The 21,035-nt window shown below is 63.8% G+C and carries 26 protein-coding genes; 18 read left to right on the top strand and 8 right to left on the bottom strand.

Going from position 1 to position 21,035, the window contains the following annotated elements; translation table 11 throughout:
- Positions 1 to 46: 46 nt before the first annotated feature.
- Genes CWE16_RS02415 through CWE16_RS02425 form a run of 3 tightly spaced genes read left to right on the top strand, consistent with a single transcriptional unit; the run spans position 47 to position 2,659 of the window.
- The gene (locus CWE16_RS02415) at positions 47 to 457 is read left to right on the top strand and encodes a DUF411 domain-containing protein (RefSeq protein WP_115070381.1); all 411 of its coding nucleotides are present in this window, start codon (positions 47 to 49) and stop codon (positions 455 to 457) included.
- Positions 450 to 1,205 (top strand): MauE/DoxX family redox-associated membrane protein, encoded by a 756-nt coding sequence (locus CWE16_RS02420; RefSeq protein ID WP_131592646.1) that lies wholly within the window; start codon positions 450 to 452, stop codon positions 1,203 to 1,205. The genes CWE16_RS02415 and CWE16_RS02420 overlap by 8 nt, the downstream gene beginning before the upstream one ends.
- Entirely contained in the window at positions 1,202 to 2,659 is a 1,458-nt protein-coding gene (locus CWE16_RS02425; RefSeq protein ID WP_330848514.1) for a multicopper oxidase family protein, read from the top strand. The genes CWE16_RS02420 and CWE16_RS02425 overlap by 4 nt, the downstream gene beginning before the upstream one ends.
- 24 nt (positions 2,660 to 2,683) lie before the next feature.
- On the opposite strand, the gene CWE16_RS02430 is transcribed toward CWE16_RS02425, so the two are convergent.
- Positions 2,684 to 3,061, bottom strand: a complete 378-nt coding sequence (locus CWE16_RS02430; protein ID WP_236629518.1) for a MerR family transcriptional regulator — start codon at positions 3,059 to 3,061, stop codon at positions 2,684 to 2,686.
- Between the two features lie 58 nt (positions 3,062 to 3,119).
- Here CWE16_RS02430 and CWE16_RS02435 point away from each other — a divergent pair, with 58 nt between their 5' ends.
- From CWE16_RS02435 to CWE16_RS02445, 3 genes are all read left to right on the top strand, one after another.
- Positions 3,120 to 3,821 carry a DUF305 domain-containing protein gene (locus CWE16_RS02435; RefSeq protein ID WP_131592648.1) on the top strand — a complete coding sequence of 234 codons (702 nt, stop codon included), beginning with the start codon at positions 3,120 to 3,122 and terminating at the stop codon, positions 3,819 to 3,821.
- A gap of 89 nt (positions 3,822 to 3,910) precedes the next feature.
- The gene (locus CWE16_RS02440) at positions 3,911 to 4,069 is read left to right on the top strand and encodes a DUF3721 domain-containing protein (protein WP_236629541.1); all 159 of its coding nucleotides are present in this window, start codon (positions 3,911 to 3,913) and stop codon (positions 4,067 to 4,069) included.
- Complete coding sequence (locus tag CWE16_RS02445; protein WP_131455619.1) at positions 4,066 to 4,335, top strand: hypothetical protein; 270 nt, start codon at positions 4,066 to 4,068, stop codon at positions 4,333 to 4,335. The genes CWE16_RS02440 and CWE16_RS02445 overlap by 4 nt, the downstream gene beginning before the upstream one ends.
- Before the next feature lie 34 nt (positions 4,336 to 4,369).
- Here CWE16_RS02445 and CWE16_RS12235 read toward each other — a convergent pair whose 3' ends face one another.
- Positions 4,370 to 4,636 (bottom strand): DUF411 domain-containing protein, encoded by a 267-nt coding sequence (locus tag CWE16_RS12235; protein ID WP_236629519.1) that lies wholly within the window; start codon positions 4,634 to 4,636, stop codon positions 4,370 to 4,372.
- A gap of 530 nt (positions 4,637 to 5,166) precedes the next feature.
- Here CWE16_RS12235 and CWE16_RS02455 point away from each other — a divergent pair.
- The 3 genes from CWE16_RS02455 to CWE16_RS02465 all read left to right on the top strand — a co-directional run bounded on the left by CWE16_RS02455 (position 5,167) and on the right by CWE16_RS02465 (position 8,367).
- Positions 5,167 to 5,916: a recombinase family protein gene (locus CWE16_RS02455; protein WP_236629520.1), complete on the top strand. Its 750-nt coding sequence runs from the start codon at positions 5,167 to 5,169 to the stop codon at positions 5,914 to 5,916.
- Positions 5,916 to 7,199, top strand: a complete 1,284-nt coding sequence (mutT, locus tag CWE16_RS02460; protein ID WP_131593013.1) for an 8-oxo-dGTP diphosphatase MutT — start codon at positions 5,916 to 5,918, stop codon at positions 7,197 to 7,199. The genes CWE16_RS02455 and mutT overlap by 1 nt, the downstream gene beginning before the upstream one ends.
- 121 nt (positions 7,200 to 7,320) lie before the next feature.
- Positions 7,321 to 8,367, top strand: a complete 1,047-nt coding sequence (locus tag CWE16_RS02465) for a carbohydrate kinase family protein (protein WP_131592650.1) — start codon at positions 7,321 to 7,323, stop codon at positions 8,365 to 8,367.
- Here CWE16_RS02465 and tsaE read toward each other — a convergent pair.
- Positions 8,340 to 8,870, bottom strand: coding sequence for a tRNA (adenosine(37)-N6)-threonylcarbamoyltransferase complex ATPase subunit type 1 TsaE (gene tsaE, locus CWE16_RS02470; protein WP_131592652.1), 531 nt, complete (start codon positions 8,868 to 8,870; stop codon positions 8,340 to 8,342). The genes CWE16_RS02465 and tsaE overlap by 28 nt on opposite strands.
- A 24-nt stretch (positions 8,871 to 8,894) precedes the next feature.
- On the opposite strand from tsaE, the gene ahcY reads away from it, so the two are divergent.
- The gene (ahcY, locus tag CWE16_RS02475) at positions 8,895 to 10,325 is read left to right on the top strand and encodes an adenosylhomocysteinase (protein ID WP_131592654.1); all 1,431 of its coding nucleotides are present in this window, start codon (positions 8,895 to 8,897) and stop codon (positions 10,323 to 10,325) included.
- Positions 10,326 to 10,385: 60 nt separating this feature from the next.
- Positions 10,386 to 11,045, top strand: coding sequence for a DedA family protein (locus CWE16_RS02480; protein WP_131455623.1), 660 nt, complete (start codon positions 10,386 to 10,388; stop codon positions 11,043 to 11,045).
- 108 nt (positions 11,046 to 11,153) lie between these two features.
- Here CWE16_RS02480 and CWE16_RS02485 read toward each other — a convergent pair whose 3' ends face one another.
- A complete protein-coding gene (locus CWE16_RS02485) occupies positions 11,154 to 11,531 on the bottom strand; it encodes a single-stranded DNA-binding protein (protein WP_131455624.1) in 378 nt (125 codons plus the stop codon).
- Positions 11,532 to 11,695: 164 nt separating this feature from the next.
- Between CWE16_RS02485 and CWE16_RS02490 the strand changes: the two genes are divergently transcribed.
- The 7 genes from CWE16_RS02490 (at position 11,696) to CWE16_RS02520 (ending at position 18,049) form a co-directional block, all read left to right on the top strand.
- Positions 11,696 to 12,748 carry a rod shape-determining protein gene (locus tag CWE16_RS02490; protein WP_131592656.1) on the top strand — a complete coding sequence of 351 codons (1,053 nt, stop codon included), beginning with the start codon at positions 11,696 to 11,698 and terminating at the stop codon, positions 12,746 to 12,748.
- A 4-nt stretch (positions 12,749 to 12,752) separates the two neighbouring features.
- The gene (mreC, locus tag CWE16_RS02495) at positions 12,753 to 13,499 is read left to right on the top strand and encodes a rod shape-determining protein MreC (RefSeq protein WP_131592658.1); all 747 of its coding nucleotides are present in this window, start codon (positions 12,753 to 12,755) and stop codon (positions 13,497 to 13,499) included.
- Entirely contained in the window at positions 13,499 to 14,005 is a 507-nt protein-coding gene (gene mreD, locus CWE16_RS02500) for a rod shape-determining protein MreD (protein WP_131592660.1), read from the top strand. Before mreC ends, mreD begins: the two co-directional genes overlap by 1 nt.
- A 4-nt stretch (positions 14,006 to 14,009) precedes the next feature.
- The gene (locus CWE16_RS02505) at positions 14,010 to 15,329 is read left to right on the top strand and encodes an ABC transporter substrate-binding protein (RefSeq protein ID WP_131592662.1); all 1,320 of its coding nucleotides are present in this window, start codon (positions 14,010 to 14,012) and stop codon (positions 15,327 to 15,329) included.
- A 111-nt stretch (positions 15,330 to 15,440) separates the two neighbouring features.
- Positions 15,441 to 16,211 carry a response regulator transcription factor RpaB gene (gene rpaB, locus CWE16_RS02510; protein ID WP_131592664.1) on the top strand — a complete coding sequence of 257 codons (771 nt, stop codon included), beginning with the start codon at positions 15,441 to 15,443 and terminating at the stop codon, positions 16,209 to 16,211.
- A 47-nt stretch (positions 16,212 to 16,258) separates the two neighbouring features.
- Positions 16,259 to 17,740, top strand: coding sequence for a lysine--tRNA ligase (gene lysS, locus CWE16_RS02515; protein ID WP_131592666.1), 1,482 nt, complete (start codon positions 16,259 to 16,261; stop codon positions 17,738 to 17,740).
- A gap of 45 nt (positions 17,741 to 17,785) precedes the next feature.
- Positions 17,786 to 18,049 carry a hypothetical protein gene (locus tag CWE16_RS02520; protein WP_131455631.1) on the top strand — a complete coding sequence of 88 codons (264 nt, stop codon included), beginning with the start codon at positions 17,786 to 17,788 and terminating at the stop codon, positions 18,047 to 18,049.
- 4 nt (positions 18,050 to 18,053) lie between these two features.
- Here CWE16_RS02520 and CWE16_RS02525 read toward each other — a convergent pair whose 3' ends face one another.
- The 4 genes from CWE16_RS02525 to egtB are packed head-to-tail and all read right to left on the bottom strand — an operon-like array spanning position 18,054 to position 21,016.
- Complete coding sequence (locus CWE16_RS02525) at positions 18,054 to 18,539, bottom strand: hercynine metabolism protein (RefSeq protein ID WP_131592668.1); 486 nt, start codon at positions 18,537 to 18,539, stop codon at positions 18,054 to 18,056.
- Positions 18,539 to 18,778 carry a hercynine metabolism small protein gene (locus CWE16_RS02530; RefSeq protein WP_131455967.1) on the bottom strand — a complete coding sequence of 80 codons (240 nt, stop codon included), beginning with the start codon at positions 18,776 to 18,778 and terminating at the stop codon, positions 18,539 to 18,541. Before CWE16_RS02530 ends, CWE16_RS02525 begins: the two co-directional genes overlap by 1 nt.
- Positions 18,779 to 18,806: 28 nt before the next feature.
- The gene (gene egtD, locus CWE16_RS02535) at positions 18,807 to 19,778 is read right to left on the bottom strand and encodes an L-histidine N(alpha)-methyltransferase (protein ID WP_236629521.1); all 972 of its coding nucleotides are present in this window, start codon (positions 19,776 to 19,778) and stop codon (positions 18,807 to 18,809) included.
- Between the two features lie 20 nt (positions 19,779 to 19,798).
- Positions 19,799 to 21,016 (bottom strand): ergothioneine biosynthesis protein EgtB, encoded by a 1,218-nt coding sequence (egtB, locus tag CWE16_RS02540; protein ID WP_201737944.1) that lies wholly within the window; start codon positions 21,014 to 21,016, stop codon positions 19,799 to 19,801.
- Positions 21,017 to 21,035 lie beyond the last annotated feature (19 nt).

Below are 21,035 nucleotides of genomic sequence, written 5' to 3' on the forward strand. Positions count from 1 at the left end.
GAGTGTTTACGGTGGAAGCAGTCGCCGTCCTCCTGTGCCTCTGTTGATGCCTCCAGTCGCCGCCATACCTGTGCCTGCGGTGGTTTCCGCCTATCGCTCCCCAAGCTGTGGCTGCTGCAAAGGCTGGCTGGACCACCTCAGGCAAGCCGGCTTCACAGTGAAGGACTACGTGACGAGCAACCTTGCGAGCATCAAGCAGCGCTACGGCGTTCCACCTCAGCTGCAGTCCTGTCACACCGCCCGGATTGGGGGTTACACGGTTGAGGGTCATATTCCAGTGTCGGCGATTCAGCGGCTGCTGAAGGAACGCCCACAGGTGGCCGGAATTGCCGTACCCGGTATGCCGCTCGGTTCGCCCGGCATGGAATCACCGTTCAAGACAGAGAGCTACACGGTGTTCACCTTCACCGAATCCGGCCGGACCCAAGCCTTCCAGACGGTGGAGGGTGATGGCTAAGCCGGAACTCAGCGCTGTGCGTCTCTACAGGATGGAGACGCCCGAGCATGCCTGTCCGTGGGGGCAGCGCGCGCTTCAGCTCCTGCGCGCCCAGGGGATTCCGTTTGAGGATCATCCTCTGCGCAGCCAGGCGGAGGTGGAAGCCTTCAAGCATGCCCACGGTGTGACCACCACGCCGCAGGTGTTTGCCGGCGCGGAGCGCATTGGGGGCTACACCGAGCTGGCGAAACGGCTTGGTGACACCGCGGAAACAGCAGAGGTGTCCTACGCACCAGTGATCGCTGTGTTCCTGAGCGCTCTGTTGATCAACCTGGCATTAGGGGGCGAAATCCGGGGCTACATGGGCCTGGCGATCTGCCTGTTGGCGATGCTCAAGCTGATGGATATTGCGGCATTCGCTGCAAGCTTCCGCAAATATGACCTGCTCACGCAGCGTTGGCAGGCCTGGGGAAAACTGTATCCCGCTGTTGAGCTATTGGTGGGACTTGGGATGCTGCAATCGGCCGAGAGTATGGGCCTTGAAGCTGTGATTGGCGTGACAGCAGTGCTTCTCGGTGTGATGGGCATGGTCTCCGTCGGCAAAGCCGTGTTCGTCGATCACCTGGCACTGAACTGTGCCTGCGTGGGCGGCAACTCCCGCACACCGCTGGGGGTGGTGAGCTTCGCTGAGAATCTGATCATGGGGCTGATGGGTTTGGCGATGTTGATTCAGCCAGTGATGGCTCTTGCTTCTGGGGGTGCGTTGTGATCAGCCGGCGCTCCTTTCTCGCCCTGGCAGCCGGTGGCACTGCAGCAGCCTCAGTCGCGGCTCTGCGCCATGGCTGGGACGCAGATCCACGGAGGAGCATCAACGCGGCGGCGACGTCGCCAGTGCGCTCTCAAGCTGGCCTGCTGGAGCTGGATCTGGTAGCGCAGGAAACGTCCATCAGCATCCCTGGCACATCAGGACGGGCACTCACCTACAACGGCTTACTCCCTGGCCCCCAGCTTGAACTGCAGCCTGGTGATGCGGTGCGGATCCAGCTGCACAACCGCCTGACTCAGCCAACGAATCTGCACTACCACGGCCTGCACATTCCACCCAGCGGAGCAGCCGACAATGTGTTCCTGAGGGTTGCTCCTGGCCAGCGACAGAGCTACAGCTTCTCCTTGCCGGACAATCACCCGGCGGGCCTCTTCTACTACCACCCCCATCACCATGGAACGGTGGCTGACCAGGTGTTTGGTGGCCTGGGTGGTGCGCTGCTGGTGAGAGGCGATCTCGATCGCATCCCTGAAGTGCAGGCGGCCCAGGAAGAAGTGCTTGTGCTCAAGGATCTTCCAGCCGCCAACCAGCGCTCCGGTTCTGGTGTGATGCTTGGCCGAGAAGGCTCGATTCTGAGCGTGAACGGCCAGGTGAAGCCCGAGCTGCAGGTTGCAGCCGGCGGCTTGCTGCGCCTACGCCTTCTCAACGCCTCCAATGCCCGCTTCTGGCGACTGGCGCTGGAGGGTCACACCATGCATCTGATTGCCACTGATGGTGGTGCACTGGAGCAACCACTGCCGTTGCAGGAGTTGCTGCTGGTGCCCGGCGAGCGTGCCGATGTGTTGGTGCAGGTGGCTCCCGAAGGTGGTCGGTTTCGCTTGAACAACCTCCCCTACAGGCGCCTGGGGCGCCCAATGATGGGCGGCATGGGTATGGGCATGGGTATGGGCATGGGTATGGGGAGAGCGGTGTCTGGCCAGGAACAAGCTGATGTCATCGCAACGGTGAGCACCAATGGCGTTGTAGCGCCGCAGCCTCTGCCGCAGCAGCTCTTAGCGGTGGAGGAGCTCCCCAGCCCGCTGCGTACGCGCCGATTTGTGATGAATCACGGCATGGCACCAGGCATGGGCATGGCCTTTTTGATCAACGGCCAGAGCTACAACCATGGGCGCATTGACACGCGCGTGCAATTGGGAGACACAGAGGACTGGGAGCTGCTGAACACAGGCGTGATGGATCACCCCTTCCATCTGCATGTGAATCCGATGCAGGTGATCAGCCGCAATGGCAGGCCTGAGCCCTACCGGGCCTGGCGGGATGTGGTGCTGGTGCGCCCTGGCGAAACCGTGCGCGTGCGCACCCGCTTCAGCGACTTTGCTGGCAAGAGCGTGTATCACTGCCACATCCTCGATCACGAGGAGCTCGGCATGATGGGCAACATCTTGATCGAAGCCTGAGCACTGCGCTGATCGCGCAACGCATCAACGGCCGCCGCAGCGCTCCCAGGTGTTCAGCATCGTGTTGAGTTCGGCTTCCAGGCTCTGTAGTTCGTGGACGCGCTGCTGAATCTCGGTGAACTTGCCGCGGATCGTGGCCTGGAGATCGTTGCAGGTGCAAATCCCGGATCGCCGTGCACCCAGCACAGTGCCAACCGTCGCCAGCGGTAGATCCATGGCCCGCAGACGGCGGATCAAGGCCAGCTCGGCAAACACCGAGTCGTCGAACAGGCGGTAGCGCCCATCAGAGCGCGCCACCGGCTGGAGCAGGCCCTGGTCGCAGTAGAAGCGGATCGTTTTCACCGAAACGCCACTGCGCTCCGCCACCGCACCGATCTTGAGCAACGCATCCGAAGCCGTCACGGGGATTGACTCTCCTGTAAGGGGAGACCAGACACTATCTGGACTCGTGCTGTCCGACATGCGTCGCCTTCTTCCTCTGGTTGCCTTTGCCTCCCTCTGGCTACCGGCCGTGTCCGTGGCACAGCCGGCGATGGATCACTCAGGTCACGATCACAACCACGACCACCATCAACGGCAACCGAGCCAACAGCCGCACCATGGGCATGACCATTCGGTGGGCCCTGCAGGCAGCACCTACGACCTGCGCTTTATCGATGGCATGGTGGAGCACCACGCCGGTGCGTTGCGGATGAGTGAGTACGTCTTCAATATCGGCGCCCCTGGGGTGGGAGCCCTTGCGAACAGCATCTGGGACGAACAGGCCCGTGAGATCAAGGCGATGCGCCAATGGCGCAAGGCCTGGTATCCGGATGCACCGGTTTATCCCGTGGCATTGCGCCCTAACGGGGACCCCAACTCCATGGCAGATCTGGTGCGCATGAGTCCTGATGTGATTGCCGCGATGCGCATGTCGGGAACGAAGCCAACGCGCGACAACAGGGTGCAGTGGTTCTTAGAGGGAATGATTGAGCACCATGGAGGCGCACTTCAGATGGCACATGAGGCTCGGCAAAACTCCACCAACCCCACCGTCCTTCGCCTGGCGCGCGAGATCATCGTCGCCCAGCGCAAAGAGATCATCGAACTCCGCAAGATGCTGCAAAGCGGAGGACTGAATAAGCCGGACTACTACAAATTTGATGGCCTTTTCGCGCTGTGAAAGCAATCACTTTTAATGCCTTCACCACAACGATGATGGGATGGATCTCCATCTCATTCGCCCTCGTCGCTGCTTTCGTTGTCCATCCCATGGCCAGCCATGCTCACAGCAAAGGCATCTACCAATCCAAAGCTGACGCGCAACAACGTGCCAGTGAGATTGGTTGCAATACGCTGCATCAGAACAACGGAAAGTGGATGCCCTGCGCAGATGAGCGTAAACTCCACCGCCAACTTCGCAAGCAATGAACCAACGACCGCTTTCACGGCGAGCACGCAAAGTTCACCGTTGGCTGGTTCCAATCGCCGCTGTTCCGTTGCTGATCACCGCAGGCACGGGATCTCTCTACAGCTTGCTCTTGGAGCAAGACATTGATGCCTTCTGGCTGCTGAAGATCCACACCGGGAATTTCGGTGTTCTGAATCTTCAGCCCGTCTACCCAATGCTCTTGGGTGGGCTCACCGTCATCGTCACAGTTTCGGGTGCAGCGATGCTGTTAAAACCATCGCGATGACCCCCGTTCCCCGAAGCGGTCTCCCTGAAACCGCTCAGTAGCGCGCAAAGACGGAGGTTGTTCCGTCATGGGCAATAGCGAGCACCTCGAAACGTTCAGCCTCAACGCCTGCCACCTCCATCCCAGGGGAACCCATTGGCATCCCTGGAACTGCCAGGCCACGGATATTGGGCCGTTCCGACAAAAGACGGTGGATCGCAGAAGCAGGCACATGCCCTTCGATCACGTATCCCTCCACCACAGCGGTGTGACAAGAAGCCTGTTGCGGACTGACACCACGCGCCTTCTTCACGGCATCCATGTCCTCGGTGACATGGTCCTCAATGCGGTATCCCGCTGAAGCGATGTGGGATCCCCATGACGTACAGCAACCGCAACTCGCCGATCGATACACCGTTATCTGTGGCCCGGTCGCACCACTAGTGACGGGCATCTCACCATCCCCTTTCGCATCACCATGCGCCTCAACCGGTTGACTCGCTGAAAGCAGAGAGACGACCACGAAGGCTCCGACCAAGCTCTGTCGCAAGGCAGTTGAACACAGGTGCGCAAAACGCGAAGCCTTCATGGATTCCTTTAGGAGACAAATGAGATCAAGCTCCGCATTATCGCGAGTTGAGCTTTGTCCAGACCAGTTCCAGGCTCTTGCTGGCATCGATGCGCAGACAGCACGAATCGTGCTGGAGAACTCGGTAGCTCTGAAGGTGGATAACTCGGGGCTTTATTGAGTTCAGCGTCGGCCTTCATGGCATGCGCTGACTACCCATCAATAAAGTTCGCTGTTACAGGTTCAACCGACGTAGACTTGTGGAACAACCGACTGGATTCCCGTTGTCTTTGCCTGATCGTCCTCTGAGTCCGAGTCGTTGGCTGGCCTACTACCGGGTCAGTACAGATCGCCAGGGAAACTCCGGCCTGGGCCTCGAAGCGCAGCGGGCCAAGGTTGAAGTAATGGCTTCCGAGCGGGGGGCTGTGATTGCGGCTGAATTCGTGGAGGTTGAGAGCGGTCGGAAGAACGATCGTCCTCAGTTGGCCGCGGCTCTGGCTCAGGCTCGCGCGGAGAAGGCTGTCATTGCTGTTGCCAAGATCGATCGTCTGGCTCGTGATGCTGGCTTCGTCTTGAAGCTCGCCAACGAGGCAGAAAAGAACGGGATGGGTGGCTTCATCTTCTGCGACTTGCCAGACATTGATGCCACCACCAGTGCTGGTCGGATGGTTCTCACGATGATGGCCAGCGTTGCTGAGTTCGAGGCACGTCGGATCAGCGAGCGAACTAAAGAAGCGTTGGCCGCGGCCAAGGCCCGAGGCGTGTGTCTTGGGGGGTACCGGGAAGGTGCTGCTCAGAAGGCGTCGGAGCGCAAGCAGAAGGCCATTGCTGAGGCGGAGGGACTGCGCGGGGTTCTTGAGCCAATGGTTCGTGCAGGCTTGAGCTACAGGGCCATGGCTGATGCGCTTGCAGGGGTTGGCAAGCTCAGCAGCACGGGAAAGCCACTGGCTCCGGCGCAGATCGGTCGGATCCTGCAGCGCTTGGGTTTGTCGGGAAAGCTGCTGGGCAGTGACCAGGCTTGGGTCGCTGCCTGATGGGTCAACGACGCAGCGCTGAGCATCGCGACTTCAGTCCTCTAGCGGCTGAGCTCAGTCACTCCCTGCTGGCCTGGTGGGAAGTCCACGGCCGGAAGGATCCTGCGCTGAAGCCGTGGATGTTCACCAAGGACGGAAGGTGGCCCGAGCCCCATGAACATCTCAATGTCCTGGAGTGCTGGATTGCCGAGGTGATGTTGCAGCAGACCCAGCTGCGGGTGGTGTTGCCCTACTGGCAGCGATGGATAGCGGCCTTCCCTTCGCTGAAGGCCCTGGCCGCTGCTGATGAGCAGGCGGCGCTGCTGCAGTGGCAGGGCCTGGGCTACTACTCCCGTGCCCGGCGGCTGCTGGCCGCGGCCCGGCAGATGCAGGAGCAGATCACGGCCGGCCGGCCTGGCTCCGTAGCTTCCGCGGATCCCGCTGCCTGGCCCCAGGAGCTGGAAACCTGGCTGGCGCTGCCCGGCATCGGACGCAGCACCGCTGGCGGCATTCTCTCCTCGGCGTTCAACAACCCCCTGGCAATTCTTGATGGCAATGTGCGCCGGGTGCTGGCGCGCCTTCAGGCCCATCCGCGCCCTCCGATGCGTTCGCAGGCTCAGTTCTGGCGGTGGAGTGAGGCGTTGATTGCCGCCGCGCCAGGTCGCGCCCGCGATTGCAATCAGGCTCTGATGGATCTGGGCGCCACCCTCTGCACGCCGCGCAATCCAGCCTGCGGCCGCTGCCCCTGGCAGGACCGCTGCGCTGCTTACGCTTCCGGCACGCCTGATGCCTTCCCTGTGGCCGAACCCTCCCGCTCCATTCCCTTTCAGGTGATCGGTGTAGGCGTCGTGCTCAACGATGCCGGCGAGGTGCTGATTGATCAACGGCTCAACGAGGGATTGCTCGGGGGGCTTTGGGAGTTTCCCGGCGGCAAGCAGGAACCGGGCGAAGCCATTGAGCACACCATCAGTCGAGAGCTGCGCGAGGAGCTGGCGATTGAGGTGGAGGTGGGTGAGTGTCTGATCAGCCTCGAGCATGCCTACAGCCACAAAAAGCTCCGCTTTGAGGTGCATCTCTGCCGTTGGAACTCAGGCGAACCGCAGCCCCTGGCCAGTCAGCAGGTGCGTTGGGTGCGGCCTGAAGACCTCGACGCCTATCCCTTCCCTGCCGCCAATACGCGGATCATCGCGGCCCTCCAGGAGCGCCTTGGCAGCTCTGCGGCCGACTCCATCGCAGATTCCAGCCCAGACTCCACCCCTGATTCCACCTCTGACTCAACCGTCGATCTGCCCCAGGCGAGTTAAGGCTGTGGATCGCTAATGGCTGTGGACCGCCAATAGCTGTTGATTGGAAAGAGCTGTTGGCAGTTGGCTGCTCTCTGGCCACGCTGCAGGAATCGCTTCGTTCCATCGCTCTCTTCCATCCATGGCTGAGTCGTCGCCGCAGGTGCTTTGTCTCGGTGAGGCTTTGGTGGATCGACTCGGTCCCCTCGGTGGCGATCCCTCCAGCGCTGCCCCTGAAGACTGCGATGACCGGCTCGGTGGTGCTCCTGCGAATGTGGCTTGCGCCCTGGCGCGGCTGGGCACGCCCGTTGCCTTCGTTGGCCGGCTCGGTGATGACGCAATCGGCGCCAGTTTCCATGAATTGCTTCAGGATCGTCATGTGGATCTGCGCGGTCTGCAGTGGGATCCGCAGCGGCCGACTCGGGTGGTGCTCGTGCGCCGACACAGCGATGGCGAGCGTGTGTTTCAGGGGTTCGCCGGCGATCACGGTGACGGTTTCGCCGACCAGGCCTTGGATCGAGCCCCCCTTGAGGTGGCCTGGGCACCCCTGGCTTCGGCCCTGCGCTGGTTGTTGATTGGCACCATCCCCTTGGCGAGCGAGGCATCGGCCGCGGCCCTGCAAGCAGCTGTGGCTCAGGCCAATCGCGATCATGTGCGCATCGCCCTTGATGTGAACTGGCGGCCCACTTTCTGGGATCCCTCCGCTTCCCCGGCCGCGGGCCCTGATCCGACTGCCCTGGCGGCCATGGCTCCCCTGCTGGAGCGGGCAGCGCTGCTCAAACTGGCGCGGGAGGAGGCCGACTGGCTCTTCAGCAGTGCTGATCCTGCGCTGATCAGCGCTTCGCTGCCCCAACGCCCCGATGTGGTGGTCACCGACGGCGGCGATCCCGTGCGCTGGTGCATTGCCGGTCACACCGGAGCGATGCCGGTGCTGGCGCCTCCTCGGGTGGTGGACACCACCGGTGCCGGCGATGCCTTCACCGCAGGCCTGTTGCATCAGCTGGTGCGCTTGACCCCGGCTGTTGGGCAGCCCCTCGCTCTGAGTGAAGCGCTGGTAGAGCAGGTGGTGCGGTTCGCAGCAGCCTGTGGTGCGCTCGTGTGCGCCGGGGCTGGAGGGATTGACCCCCAGCCCTCAGCCGCCGATGTGGAGGCTTTTCTGGCTCAGGCACCCGCTCCAGTTTCCGCCTGAACGACCGGCTTGCTTAGCCGAGCCAGTCGCCCCTCAGTTTGGGCACCTACACCCTGCCGTTGGCTGAGCTCCAACCGCCAAGCGTCAGGCAGGGCGAGGCTCAGCCGCTCGGGCCACTCCACCACCAGCAGGGCACCCATGGAAGTCGCCTCCTCTTCCTCCTGCAGAAACAGGTCATCGGCGGCGCTGGGGAGCTCCAACCGATAGAGATCGAGATGCACCAGCGGCGGGGTGCCGCTGGGGTAGTGCTGGGCGAGGGCGAAGGTGGGGCTGGTGATCGGTTCCTCGATGCCCAGGCCGGCCGCCAGACCCTGCACCAGCGAGGTTTTGCCAGCGCCAAGCGGGCCCTGCAACAGCAGCAGCGATCGAGCCGGTAGACGCCTTGCCAAGGCGAGGCCGAGGGCGCGGGTGGCTTCCAGGTCTTCGAGGATCCAGGTGCCATCTGTAGATTGAAGGTCTGGCGAGCCCGAAGCCTCGGCGACTCTGCAGAGATTCCCGTCCACGTTCTCCCCAGGGAGCTTTAACTCATGGTGGCAACACCCACGGCAACGACCGGCCTGCAGGTCGCCGCTGACTACATCATTGCGGACATCAACCAGGCCGCGTTCGGGCGCAAGGAGCTCGACATCGCCGAGACCGAGATGCCCGGTCTGATGGCTCTGCGCGAGAAGTACGGCAGCGAGAAGCCCCTGAAGGGTGCCCGCATCGCCGGCTCCCTGCACATGACGATCCAGACCGCCGTTCTGATCGAAACTCTGGTGGAGCTGGGCGCCGAAGTGCGCTGGGCTTCCTGCAACATCTTCTCCACCCAGGATCACGCTGCTGCCGCCATGGCCGCCCGTGGCATCCCCGTCTTCGCTGTGAAGGGCGAGACCCTTGAGGAGTATTGGGATTACACCCACCGCATCCTTGCCTGGGGCGACGGCGGTTCCCCCAACATGATCCTGGATGACGGTGGTGATGCCACCGGTCTGGTGATGCTGGGCAGCAAGGCCGAGCAAGACAGCAGTGTGCTCGACAATCCCTCCAATGAGGAGGAGACCTTCCTGTTCGCTTCAATCAAGAAGAAGCTTGCAGAAGATCCCAGCTTCTACAGCCGCACCAAGGCGCAGATCCAAGGTGTGACCGAAGAGACCACCACCGGCGTGGCCCGTCTCTACAAGATGCAGAAGAGCGGCGAACTGCCTTTCCCCGCCATCAACGTCAACGACTCGGTTACCAAGAGCAAGTTCGACAACCTCTATGGCTGCCGTGAGTCGCTGGTCGACTCCATCAAGCGCGCTACCGACGTGATGGTGGCCGGCAAGCAGGCCCTGGTGATGGGCTACGGCGATGTGGGCAAGGGGTCTGCCCAGTCCCTGCGCGGCCTTGGTGCCACCGTCTGCATTGCTGAGGTCGATCCGATCTGTGCCCTGCAGGCGGCAATGGAGGGCTACCGCGTGGTCCGCCTCGAGGACGTCGTCGATCAGATGGACATCTTCGTGACCGCCACCGGCAACTACCAGGTGATCCGCCACGAGCACCTGGTCAAGATGAAGAACGAGGCGATCGTCTGCAACATCGGTCACTTCGACAATGAGATCGATGTGGCCTCCCTGAAGCAGTACGAGTGGGACAACATCAAGCCCCAGGTCGATCACATCAGCTTGCCCAGCGGCAACCGGATCATCCTTCTCGCCGAAGGCCGTCTGGTGAACCTGGGATGCGCCACGGGTCACCCCAGCTTTGTGATGAGCAACTCCTTCACCAACCAGGTGCTGGCTCAGATCGAACTCTTCAGCAAGGGGAATGAGTACGACAAGCAGGTGTACGTGCTGCCCAAGCACCTCGATGAGATGGTCGCCCGCCTGCACCTCGACCGCATCGGCGCCAAGCTCACCGAGCTGAGCAAGGACCAGGCCGACTACATCAATGTGCCTGTGGAAGGTCCCTACAAGCCTGACCACTACCGCTACTGATCCCTGCGATCAGCGCTGTTCCCGCCCCATGGAAGACTTGCGCCAACCTGCGCGGGCTCCATGGGGCTTTCTGAATTCGTCACCCAGCTGCCGGACTGGATCGGTCAGGCCGTGGAAGCCAACCCCTGGGCCGGGTATGCCGCCATCTTTGCGGCGATGTTTCTCGAGAATCTCTTCCCGCCGATTCCCTCTGAGCTGATCATGCCCCTGGGGGGCTTTTACGTGCAGCAGGGCCAGCTGCAGTTGATCCCGGTGGTGCTGGCGGGCCTGATTGGCACCGTGCTCGGGGCTTTGCCTTGGTACGGCATTGGCCGTCTGATCAATGAAGAGCGGATCGAGCAGTGGCTGAGCCGCCACGGCCGCTGGATCGGCATCAGCCCAGAGGAATTGGCCCGCAGCCGTCGCTGGTTTAGCCGCTACGGCACCGCCCTCGTGTTCTGGGGACGTCTTGTGCCCGGGATCCGCACCTTGATCTCGGTGCCAGCCGGAATCGAGCTGATGCCGATGGCGCCGTTCCTGATCTGGACCACCGCCGGCAGCTTGATTTGGACCCTGTTGCTCACTCTGGCTGGGGTTGCCCTGGGGGAGAGCTACAGCAACGTCGAGCTCTGGATCGACCCTGTGTCGAAGGTGATCAAGGTGGTGCTGGTGATCGCCCTGTTGGCGGCCGCCATTTGGCTCGGCCTGAGGATCTGGCGCCGCCGCAACACCGCCGACTGATCCGGCCACTGAGCCATGGATCTGAGCAGGTTGAAACTGAGCTCGTTGACCTGGTCAAGGGGCAGATGTGGAGTCCCAAAAGGGGGACGCCTCTGCCCCTTGCTCAGCTCAGAAGGGCACTTCCTCTTCGCTGGGGCTGCCGCCGAAGCCACCTGATGCTCCCTCGCTGTCGCGCTTGGAACCCAGCAGCTCGAGGCGATCCACCCGCACCACGGGCTTGCTGCGCTCCTCACCGCTGTTGCGGTCGGTCCAGCGGTCGAGCTTGAAGCTGCCGATGATTCCGAGCAGGGATCCTTTCTTGACGTAATCGGCGGCAACCTGGGCCTGCTTGCCCCAGATCTCGAGGTTGAACCAGTCCGGCTCGTCGTCGCGGCTGCGGCGGTTCACGGCCATGGTGAGGTTGGCCACCATGCTTCCGGATTCGAAGTAACGCACCTCGGGGTCGCGGCCAGCGCGGCCGACCAAGGTGACGGAATTGACGCCCATGAATGTCTCCTGTGTGTTGGGTCAATGATGCGCCAAAGCGGCCATCTGTGACGGCTGCCCTGGCTGCTTTTTAGAAGTTCCACCCTCGGGGCCGCTTGTATCAGGACAGGGGCTGAAGGGCCGCTCAACTGCCCCTATGATTCGCCGACCTGAGCCGTTCCAAGGTGCTTTTCCGTCGTTTCCAGCTGTCCCGCGACATCGGGATCGACCTCGGCACGGCCAACACGCTGATCTATGTCTCCGGCCGCGGCATCGTGCTGCAGGAGCCCTCCGTGGTGGCCATTGATCTCGAGCGTGGCCTGCCCCTGGCGGTGGGTGATGAGGCCAAGCTGATGCTGGGCCGCACCCCCGGGAATATCAAGGCTGTTCGTCCCCTCAAGGACGGGGTGATCGCTGACTTTGATGCTGCTGAGCAGATGCTCAAGAGCTTCATCCAGAAGGGCAATGAAGGTCGCGGCATCGTCGCGCCCCGTCTGGTGGTGGGCATCCCCAGCGGCGTGACCGGCGTGGAGCGCCGTGCTGTGCGGGAGGCCGGTTTGGCTGGTGCTCGCGAAGTGCACCTGATCGATGAGCCCGTGGCTGCGGCCATTGGTGCCGGTCTGCCGGTGACCGAACCGGTGGGCACCATGATTGTTGATATCGGTGGTGGCACCACCGAAGTGGCGGTGCTGAGCCTGGGCGGCACTGTTCTGAGCGAATCCGTGCGCGTTGCGGGCGACGAGATCAGCGATGCGATTGGGGTGTACCTCAAGAAGGTTCACAACCTTGTGGTTGGTGAGCGCACCGCTGAAGACATCAAGATCCGGATTGGCTCGGCATTCCCCGACAACGACTTCGACCAGACCGTCATGGATGTGCGCGGTCTGCACCTGCTCTCCGGACTGCCCCGGACGATCCAGCTTCGGGCCGGTGACCTGCGCGAAGCGATTGCTGAACCGCTCAACGTGATCGTGGAAGCCGTGAAGCGGTCCCTCGAGCGCACCCCGCCTGAGCTCGCAGCCGATATCGTCGATCGCGGCATCATGCTGGCCGGTGGCGGCGCTCTCGTGCGTGGGATCAGCGATCTGATTAGCCACGAAACGGGAATCTTCACCCACATCGCCGAAGACCCCCTGCTGTGTGTGGTCAATGGTTGCGGCCAGGTGCTGGAGGACTACAAGCGTCTGCAGCGCGTGCTCGACACCCCCGAATACGTGCGCAACTCAGTGACGGCCTGAGCCCATGGGTTCCTCCCAGTGGCCGATGGGCACCCGCCTGCGCAGTTGGCGGCGTCTCTGGCCCTGGCTTGCTCTGATCGCTGCTCTTGCTGCCGTGCGTTGGAGCAAGGGTGCGGCCTTCTCTGATGCCTACGCCCTGCTGAGCCGGCCCTTCTGGCCAGGGTCAGCCCAGCGGGAGTGGCTGCAATCCTCTGGCAACCTTGAGCTTCAGGCTCGCCTGCAGTTGCTCCAGAAGGACAACGATCGCCTGCGCGGTTTGCTGGATCTCGACCGCAACAGCGAGAAGGACAAGCGGGTTTCTGCGGCGGTGATCTCCCGGCGCACGGAGGGTTGGTGGCAGCAGCTGGAGCTGGGTCAGGGTTCCGCTGCAGGGATCGCCCCTGGTGATGCGGTGATGGGGCCCGGTGGATTGCTGGGCCGAGTACAGAGCGTCACCCCTGCGACGTCCAGGGTGCGGCTGCTGACCGCACCGGGCAGCCAGGTGGGCGTCTGGGTGGCTCGCACTCAGCAACACGGTCTTCTGGTGGGACTGGGCACTAGCCATCCCCAGCTGCGCTTTCTCGACAAGGATGTGAAGGCGCGCCCGGGTGATCTGGTGAGCACCTCCCCCGCCAGCACTCTGTTGCCCCCCAACCTGCCAGTGGCGGTGCTTCAGTCGATCAATGGGCGGGCCGTTCCGGCACCGGAGGCCCTGGTGCAGTTGGTGGCGTCTCCTGAGGCCATCGACTGGGTGCAGGTGCAGACCCGCTGATGGCGCGCCTTCACCAACAGCCGATCTGTGTCGCTTCCGCCCTGTTGGTGCCCTTGCTCACCCTGGCGACACCTGGCTGGCTGACCCTCTCAGGGGTGGCCCCCAGCTGGTCGATTCTCTGGTTGCTGCCCTGGTCGCTGGTGGATGGTCCGGTGTCTGGAACAATCGCAGCGGCCTGTCTTGGGCTGGTGCTCGATGGACTCGGGGGCAGTGGCCTCACCCAGCTGCCGGTGCTGATGCTGCTCGGCTGGTGGTGGGGGCGGCTCGGGCGGCGGGGTCGACCGATCGAACGCAGCCTCAATCTCGGCCTGCTCGCCTGGATTGGCACCATGCTGCTCGGTCTCAGTCTCTGGCTGCAATGGCGCTTGCTTTCGGGTCTCGATGCACCGCTCTTTCAGCACTGGGCCTGGCGCCAGTGCTTGCTGCAGGTGTTGATCACCGCCCTGCTGGCGCCGATGCTGGCGTCCTGGCAATTGCTGATCTGGCGTCGACGGGCGCCGGCCTGATCTGATGCTCAAATCGCCTCGCTTCCGAACCCTGTTCACCGGCCTGATCCTGACCGGATCGGTCCTCATGGGTTGGGGCTGCCGCCCGGCCCCGTACTCGGATCTGGCGCCACAGGGGCCGCTCCAGCTCTGGACCCTCCAGCTGGCACCCAAATTCAACCCCTACATGGATGGGGTGATCGATGCCTGGGAACGGGCCCATCCCAAGGCCCCCGTGCGCTGGACAGACCTGCCCTGGGGCTCGGTGGAGCGCAAGCTGCTGGCCGCTGTGTTCGCGCGTACCGCGCCGGATGTGGTGAATCTGAATCCGCCCTTTGCAGCCAATCTCGCCAGTAAGGGCGGCCTGACGGACCTCACGCCCTTGCTGCCCGCGGGAGCGGCGGAGCGCTTCCTGCCCTCGGTCTGGCAGGCAGCGAGGGATCCTCAGGCGGGCCAGATCGCTGTGCCCTGGTATCTCACTGTGCGCCTGAGCCTGGTGAACCGTGGCTTGCTTCAGCAGGCAGGCTTAGAGCAGCCGCCTCGGCGTTGGCAGGAGCTGCCGGCCTTTGCCCGTCGGATCCGCCGCACCACAGGTCGCTACGGCCTGTTTGTGACCGTGGTTCCCGACGACTCCGCTGAGCTGCTCGAATCGATGGTGCAGATGGGGGTGACCCTGCTGGATGACCGGCAGCGGGCTGCTTTCAACACACCGGAGGGGCGACGGGCTTTTGCCTTCTGGACTGATCTCTACAGGGAAGGCTTGCTGCCTCGCGAGGTGGTGAGCCAGGGGCAGCGGCGAGCGATTGAGCTCTATCAGAGCGGTGAGCTGGCGGTGCTGGCCAGCGGCGCTGAGTTTCTGCGCAGCATCCAAACCAATGCCCCCGGCATTGCCGCCCGCACCGAACCCTTCCCACCCCTCACCGGTGCGGATGGCACCGCCAATGTCGCCTTGATGACCCTGGCGGTGCCCCGTCAGAGCAGTCGCCCTCAGCAGGCAGCGGACCTGGCTCTTTTCCTGACCAACGCTCCCAATCAAACCCGTTTCGCCCGGGAGGCCCGGGTGCTTCCCTCCTCGCGCGCTGCCCTGCAGCAGGTGCTCAGGGAGCTGGAGGCAGAGCGACCGGCGAATGGCCAGGAGGCCCAGATCCGCCAGGCCCGCTTGCTATCGGCTCGCACCCTGGAGCGAGCCCGGGTGCTGGTGCCAGCGAGCCCCGGTATCAAGCGCCTGCAGGCCATCATCTACACGCAGCTCCAGCGGGCGATGCTCGGCCAGATCAGCAGCGATCAGGCGGTGACCGAGGCGGCCCGGCAATGGAATCGCTACGCCGAAGCCCGCTGGCCCTGAGCAGAGGCCTTAATCCTTAAAAGAATCAAAAACCTTGGGGCGGCGTGATCCCTTGGCTCGTGTTCTGTTTGGGCTGAACGGTAGGGTTGCGGCTCTTGATGCAGCGTTCGCATGCCCGAGCCCGGGCCATCCACTGCTCCGAAGGCCACGATCCTCGTGGTGGATGACGAACCTGCCGTTCGGCGCGTGCTGGTCATGCGCCTGCAATTGGCCGGCTACCAGGTGATTTGCGCCGAAGACGGCGAGGAAGCCCTCGAGCGTTTTCATAAGGACAGCCCCGATCTGGTGGTCCTCGATGTGATGCTCCCGAAGCTGGATGGCTTTGCGGTCTGCCGTCGGCTGCGGGCCGAATCCTGCGTGCCGATCATCTTCCTGTCTGCGCTGGAGGCGATCTCCGAGCGGGTGGCCGGTCTTGATCTCGGTGCCGACGATTACCTGCCCAAACCGTTCAGTCCCAAGGAGCTTGAGGCGCGGATCGCCTCGATCCTCCGTCGGGTTGGCCGGGGGTCGGCTGCTGCGGAGCCTCGGGATGTGCCCGTTGGTCAGGGGGTGCTGCGGGTCGGTGATTTGGTTGTGGATACCAACCGTCGTCAGGTGACGCGCGGCAGCGAGCGCATTGCCCTCACCTATACGGAGTTCAGCCTGCTGGAGCTGCTGTTCCGTGAGCCCGGACGCGTGGTGCCCCGGGCCGAGATCCTCGAGCAGCTCTGGGGGTATCCCCCTCGCCGCGCTGCCGATCTGCGTGTGGTGGATGTCTACGTCGCCCGCCTGCGCGGCAAGCTCGAGCCCGATCCCCGCAATCCGGAACTGATCCTCACCGTGCGCGGGATCGGTTACGCCTCCCAGCGCATGGGTGATCTGCCTGCCGCTGTCAACGCCTGAACCCGGGCGACTGGTCGGGCAGGATGGCGCCGACTGCATGCGCCCCCTTGTCTGACCTGCGCGAGACCCGTCTGGAGAAGGCCAACGCCCTGCGCGAGCTCGGCCAGGAGCCCTACGCCCTGCGTTTCGAGCCGAGCCATCGCACCGATCAGCTCCAGGCTGACCACGCCGATCTACCCAATGGAGAGGAGCGGCAGCTCGAGGTGGCGGTCGCCGGTCGGGTGATGACCCGTCGGGTGATGGGCAAGCTCGCCTTTTTTACCCTCGCGGACGAAACCGGTTCGATTCAGCTCTATCTGGAGAAGGCCAGCCTGGGTGAATCGTTCAGCCAGCTCACCACCTTGGTGGATGCGGGTGATCTGATTGGTGTGTGCGGCAGCCTGCGCCGCACCGACCGGGGCGAGCTGTCGGTGAAGGTGAGCGACTGGCAGATGCTCACCAAGGCTCTCCAGCCTCTCCCGGACAAGTGGCACGGCCTGGCGGACGTGGAGAAGCGCTACCGGCAGCGCTACCTCGATCTGATCGTCAGCCCCCAGTCGCGGGAGACCTTCCGGCGCCGCGCCCTGATGGTGAGTGCGATCCGGCGCTGGCTCGATGAACGCGCCTTTTTGGAAATTGAAACGCCGGTGCTGCAGGCGGAGGCCGGCGGTGCCGAGGCGCGTCCGTTCATCACCCACCACAACACCCTCGACCTGCCCCTCTACCTGCGGATCGCCACGGAGCTTCACCTCAAGCGACTCGTGGTGGGGGGCTTCGAGCGGGTCTATGAGCTGGGGCGCATCTTCCGCAACGAAGGCGTCAGTACCCGCCACAACCCCGAGTTCACCTCGGTGGAGGTGTATCAGGCCTATGCCGATTACACCGACATGATGGATCTCACCGAGCAGCTGATCGCCTCGGTGGCTGAGCAGATCTGCGGCGGTACCCGCATCGCCTACCAGGGCACTGAGGTGGATCTGACCCCCCCCTGGCGGCGCGCCACCATGCATGAGTTGGTGCAGGAGGCCACCGGTCTCGACTTCAACGCCTTTGCTGATCGCGCAGCAGCAGCAGCGGCGATGGAGGCCGCTGGTCTGGAGGTGCCTGAAAAAGCCGACAGCGTGGGCCGTTTGCTGAATGAGGCCTTTGAGCAACGGGTGGAGGCGGAGCTGATTCAGCCCACCTTTGTGACCGACTACCCGGTGGAGATTTCGCCGCTGGCACGCAAGCACCGCAGCAAGCCAGGGCTGGTGGAGCGCTTTGAGCTGTTCATCGTCGGCCGGGAGACCGCCAATGCCTTCAGTGAGCTCATCGATCCCCTCGACCAGCGTCAGCGTCTCGAGGATCAGCAGGCCCGGCGGGCGGCTGGTGACGATGAGGCCCATGGGGTCGATGAGGATTTCCTTCAGGCTCTCGAGGTGGGCATGCCCCCCACGGGTGGCCTCGGGATCGGCATCGATCGCCTGGTGATGCTGCTCACCGATAGCCCCTCGATCCGTGATGTGATCGCCTTCCCGCTCATGCGCCCAGAAACCCGTACAGAGCCCTGAACCGTCAACGTGGATAATTAGACCCAGTGGCAGGGTCCTCTTCCCATGAGTGGCGAGCGCGTAGGTTTCCGCTTCAAACACGCCGATGCGGTGGTCAAGCGCAATCCCCAGGGGCGTTCTCGCCGCGGTTGGGTGATGGAGCCGGTGGAGCAGACCACCAGCCGTGGCACCAAGATGCCCGCTTACCGAATCCGCTGGCGCGACAGTGAACGCCCCGAGATCGTGCTCCAGCACATGCTGATCGCCGATCCCGATCCCACTCCGCCGCCGGAGAACGTGAGCCTGGTGCCCCCGGCCCCCAAGGCCTGATCCATCAGCTGAAGCCCTGACGGCGCCTCAGCTCCTCCAATTCTTGCTTTGCTTCAAACAGGGCCCAGTCTTCTTCGAGGCTGCGGCCCTGTTGCTGTTTTGCAGCCGTTTGCTGGAGCTGGTTGAGCTGGGTGTTCAGGTCCTGAAACTGTTGACCCAGGCCCTCCAGTTCTCCCCACAGCTGCCGGCCCTGGTCCATCAGGCTCTGCACATGGGCCTCAGCTCGTCCAGCTAGATCCTTGGCGCCAGCTGCGCGAGCCCGGCTGCAGCGGGCCTGCCAGTCGCGCACCTCTGAGGCGAGGGCCAGCAGCTGGCGGCGGTGCTCCTCCGCCTGCTCCTGGAGCTGAGCGCGCCGACGCTGTAGATCCTGCTGACGATCACGCAGATGCTGTTCGCGCAGCAGTTGCTCCTGCTGGGGATTGGAGCGCAGAAAGGCATTGAGGCGTTCCTCGAGGTTGCGCTCAAGCTGATCCAGCCAGGTGGGGGGCATCAGCCGTCGTCCTGCCCATCGGGGGCTTTGGTGATCAACGGGGCTTCGATTTCCTGCTGCAGCGGGGTGATCGCCCCATCACGGGACCGCAGCAGCAGCTGGGTGAGCCGAGCCACCGATCCTTCCCCAACCTCCAGCTCGCTGAGTCGCTCGAAGGCCTGCCGATAGAGCGCTTCCAGTTCATCGATCAGGGATTCCCGCTGCTGGCGGATGGTGCGGCGTTGCTCCTCACGGCTCATGGCGGCAGCGGTGCGCGGTGACTGATGGTCAGTCTGCCGCCTCCAGCAGGTGCAGAGAGAGGCTGTCGTCGGGGTCATGCCAACGGCGCGCGCAGCGCCATCCCGCCTCTGCAGCCAGCTCGATCGCCATCACAGGGCTGTACTTCACGCTGTATTCGGTCACCAGCGCTTCACCGTCGTCGAAGCTCCAGTGCTCATCGGCGATGGAGACCTGTTGGGGGCAGCGGCTGATCAGGGCCATCTCCACTCGACTGGCCTCCGGTTGCCAGCGGGCCCGGTAGCGGAAGCGTTGGGGATCGAAGTCGGCCTGCAGATCTTGGTTGAGGCGATGGAGCAGATTGCGGGCAAAGGCAGCCGACACCCCGGCGGCATCGTCATAGGCCGCCTCCAGTACCGTCGCCGGCTTGGGGTGATCAAGGCCCAGCAGCAGGGGGCCGCCGGCCAGGACCCTCCGGAAGCGCCGCAGCAGCTCCACCGCGTCCTGGCGGTTGAAATTGCCCAGGGAGCTGCCGGGGAAGAACCCCAGCCGTCGTTGGCCCCGCAGCAAGGGATGGTCAGGCAGGGTCTCCAGTTGGCTGTGGTCACAGCAGATGCCGAGCATGGCCACCATCGGATGGGCCTGCTGCAGCTTGGTGATCGCCTGCTGGAGATGGTCGGCGCTGATGTCGAGGGCGACGTAAGCCGGTGGCTGTAGGGCCTTCAGCAGGGGCCCCACCTTGCGGGCACTGCCGGCTCCGAACTCGACGATCACGCCATCACCGAGGGCTGCAGCGATCTCGCGGGCCTTGCACTCCAGCAGGTTGATTTCGGTGCGGGTGAGCCCGTATTCCGGTTGTTCGCAGATCCGGTCAAAGAGCTTGGAGCCTTCGGCGTCGTAGAGAAACCAAGCCGGCAGCTGGCGTGGTTGGCGCGCCATGCCATCGCGCACCAGCTGGCGCATGTCGGCGGCGGGGGGATGGAGGTCGATCAGGTCGATCGCGGGAGGTCTCGGGAGATTCATCTGACTGGTCATCTGGCTGCTTATCTGGCCAGGCGCAGGCCGGCGGCCATCCAGCGGCTCGCCGGTGGGAAGAAGTTCCGGTAGGTGAGACGGCTGTGACCCTCGGGAGTCAGGCGGCTGCTGCCCCGCAGCACGAATTGGGAGGTCATGAACTTGCCGTTGTATTCCCCCACGGCCCCGGCCGCCGGCTGGAAGCCCGGATAGGGGCGGTAGGGGCTGGCGGTCCATTGCCAGAGGTCTCCTGTGGCTTGAAGCAGCTCATCGCTGCGCTCGCCGGCGCTCAGCTCCCACTCCGCTTCGCTCGGCAGGCGGGCACCGGCCCAGCGGGCATAGGCATCCGCTTCGAACCAGCTGATGTGCCTGACAGGGCGTTGCGGTTGCAGCGGTTGCCGGCCCGCCAGGGTGAATTCCCACTGCCAGGGTGCTTCAGGGCCCTCCCGGCGCCAGTAGCGGGGGGCTTGCCACGCTTTCGTTTGGCACAGGCTCCAGCCTTCGCTCATCCATAGCTCCGGCCGCTGGTAGCCACCGTCGGTGACGAACTGCTGGTAGTCGGCATTGGTCACCAACCGGTCCGCGAGCGCGAACGGCTCCAGCCAGACCCGGTGGCGCGGCCCCTCATTGTCGAAATGGAAGCTGTCGTGATGCGAGCTGTCGTGATGCGAGCCATGGCCGATCTCGACCAGGCCTCCGGGATGTTCCAGCCAGCGGCGCTCGCTGCCGGGTGCTTCCTTCGCCTCCTCCCAGTCGCTGCGGTAGCAGGGCTCCAGGGGCTGGCGACTGAACCCATCGAGCAGGTCCATCAGCAGCAGTTCCTGGTGCTGCTGCTCGTGCTGGAGTCCGAGCTCCACGAGGCCGCTCCAACGGCGATCCTCGCCAGCGCTGAACAGCTGCTCCAGAGAGTCATCGACCCGCCGGCGCCAGGCGAGCACCTCGGCGATCGCCGGTCGGCTGAGAAGGCCGCGCTGGGGCCTGGGTTGTCGGGGACCGACGGTCTCGTAATAGGAATTGAACAAATAGCCCCAGCGGGGATCAGCCGGGCGGTGATCTGGCTGAAACGGCCCGAGCACGAAGGTTTCAAAGAACCAGGTGGTGTGCGCCAGGTGCCATTTGGGTGGGCTGGCATCGGCCATGCCCTGCAGGCAGAGATCCTCCGGTTCGAGGGGGTTGATCAGCGCTTCGCTGGCGCGGCGCACCGTCAGCAGGCGAGACAGCAGGGGCTGCTGCGTGCTGAGGACCATCCCATGCGGGCGACTGCGG

Origin of the sequence: Synechococcus sp. BS55D (assembly GCF_004332415.1) — a bacterium.
Lineage (GTDB): Bacteria > Cyanobacteriota > Cyanobacteriia > PCC-6307 > Cyanobiaceae > Synechococcus_C.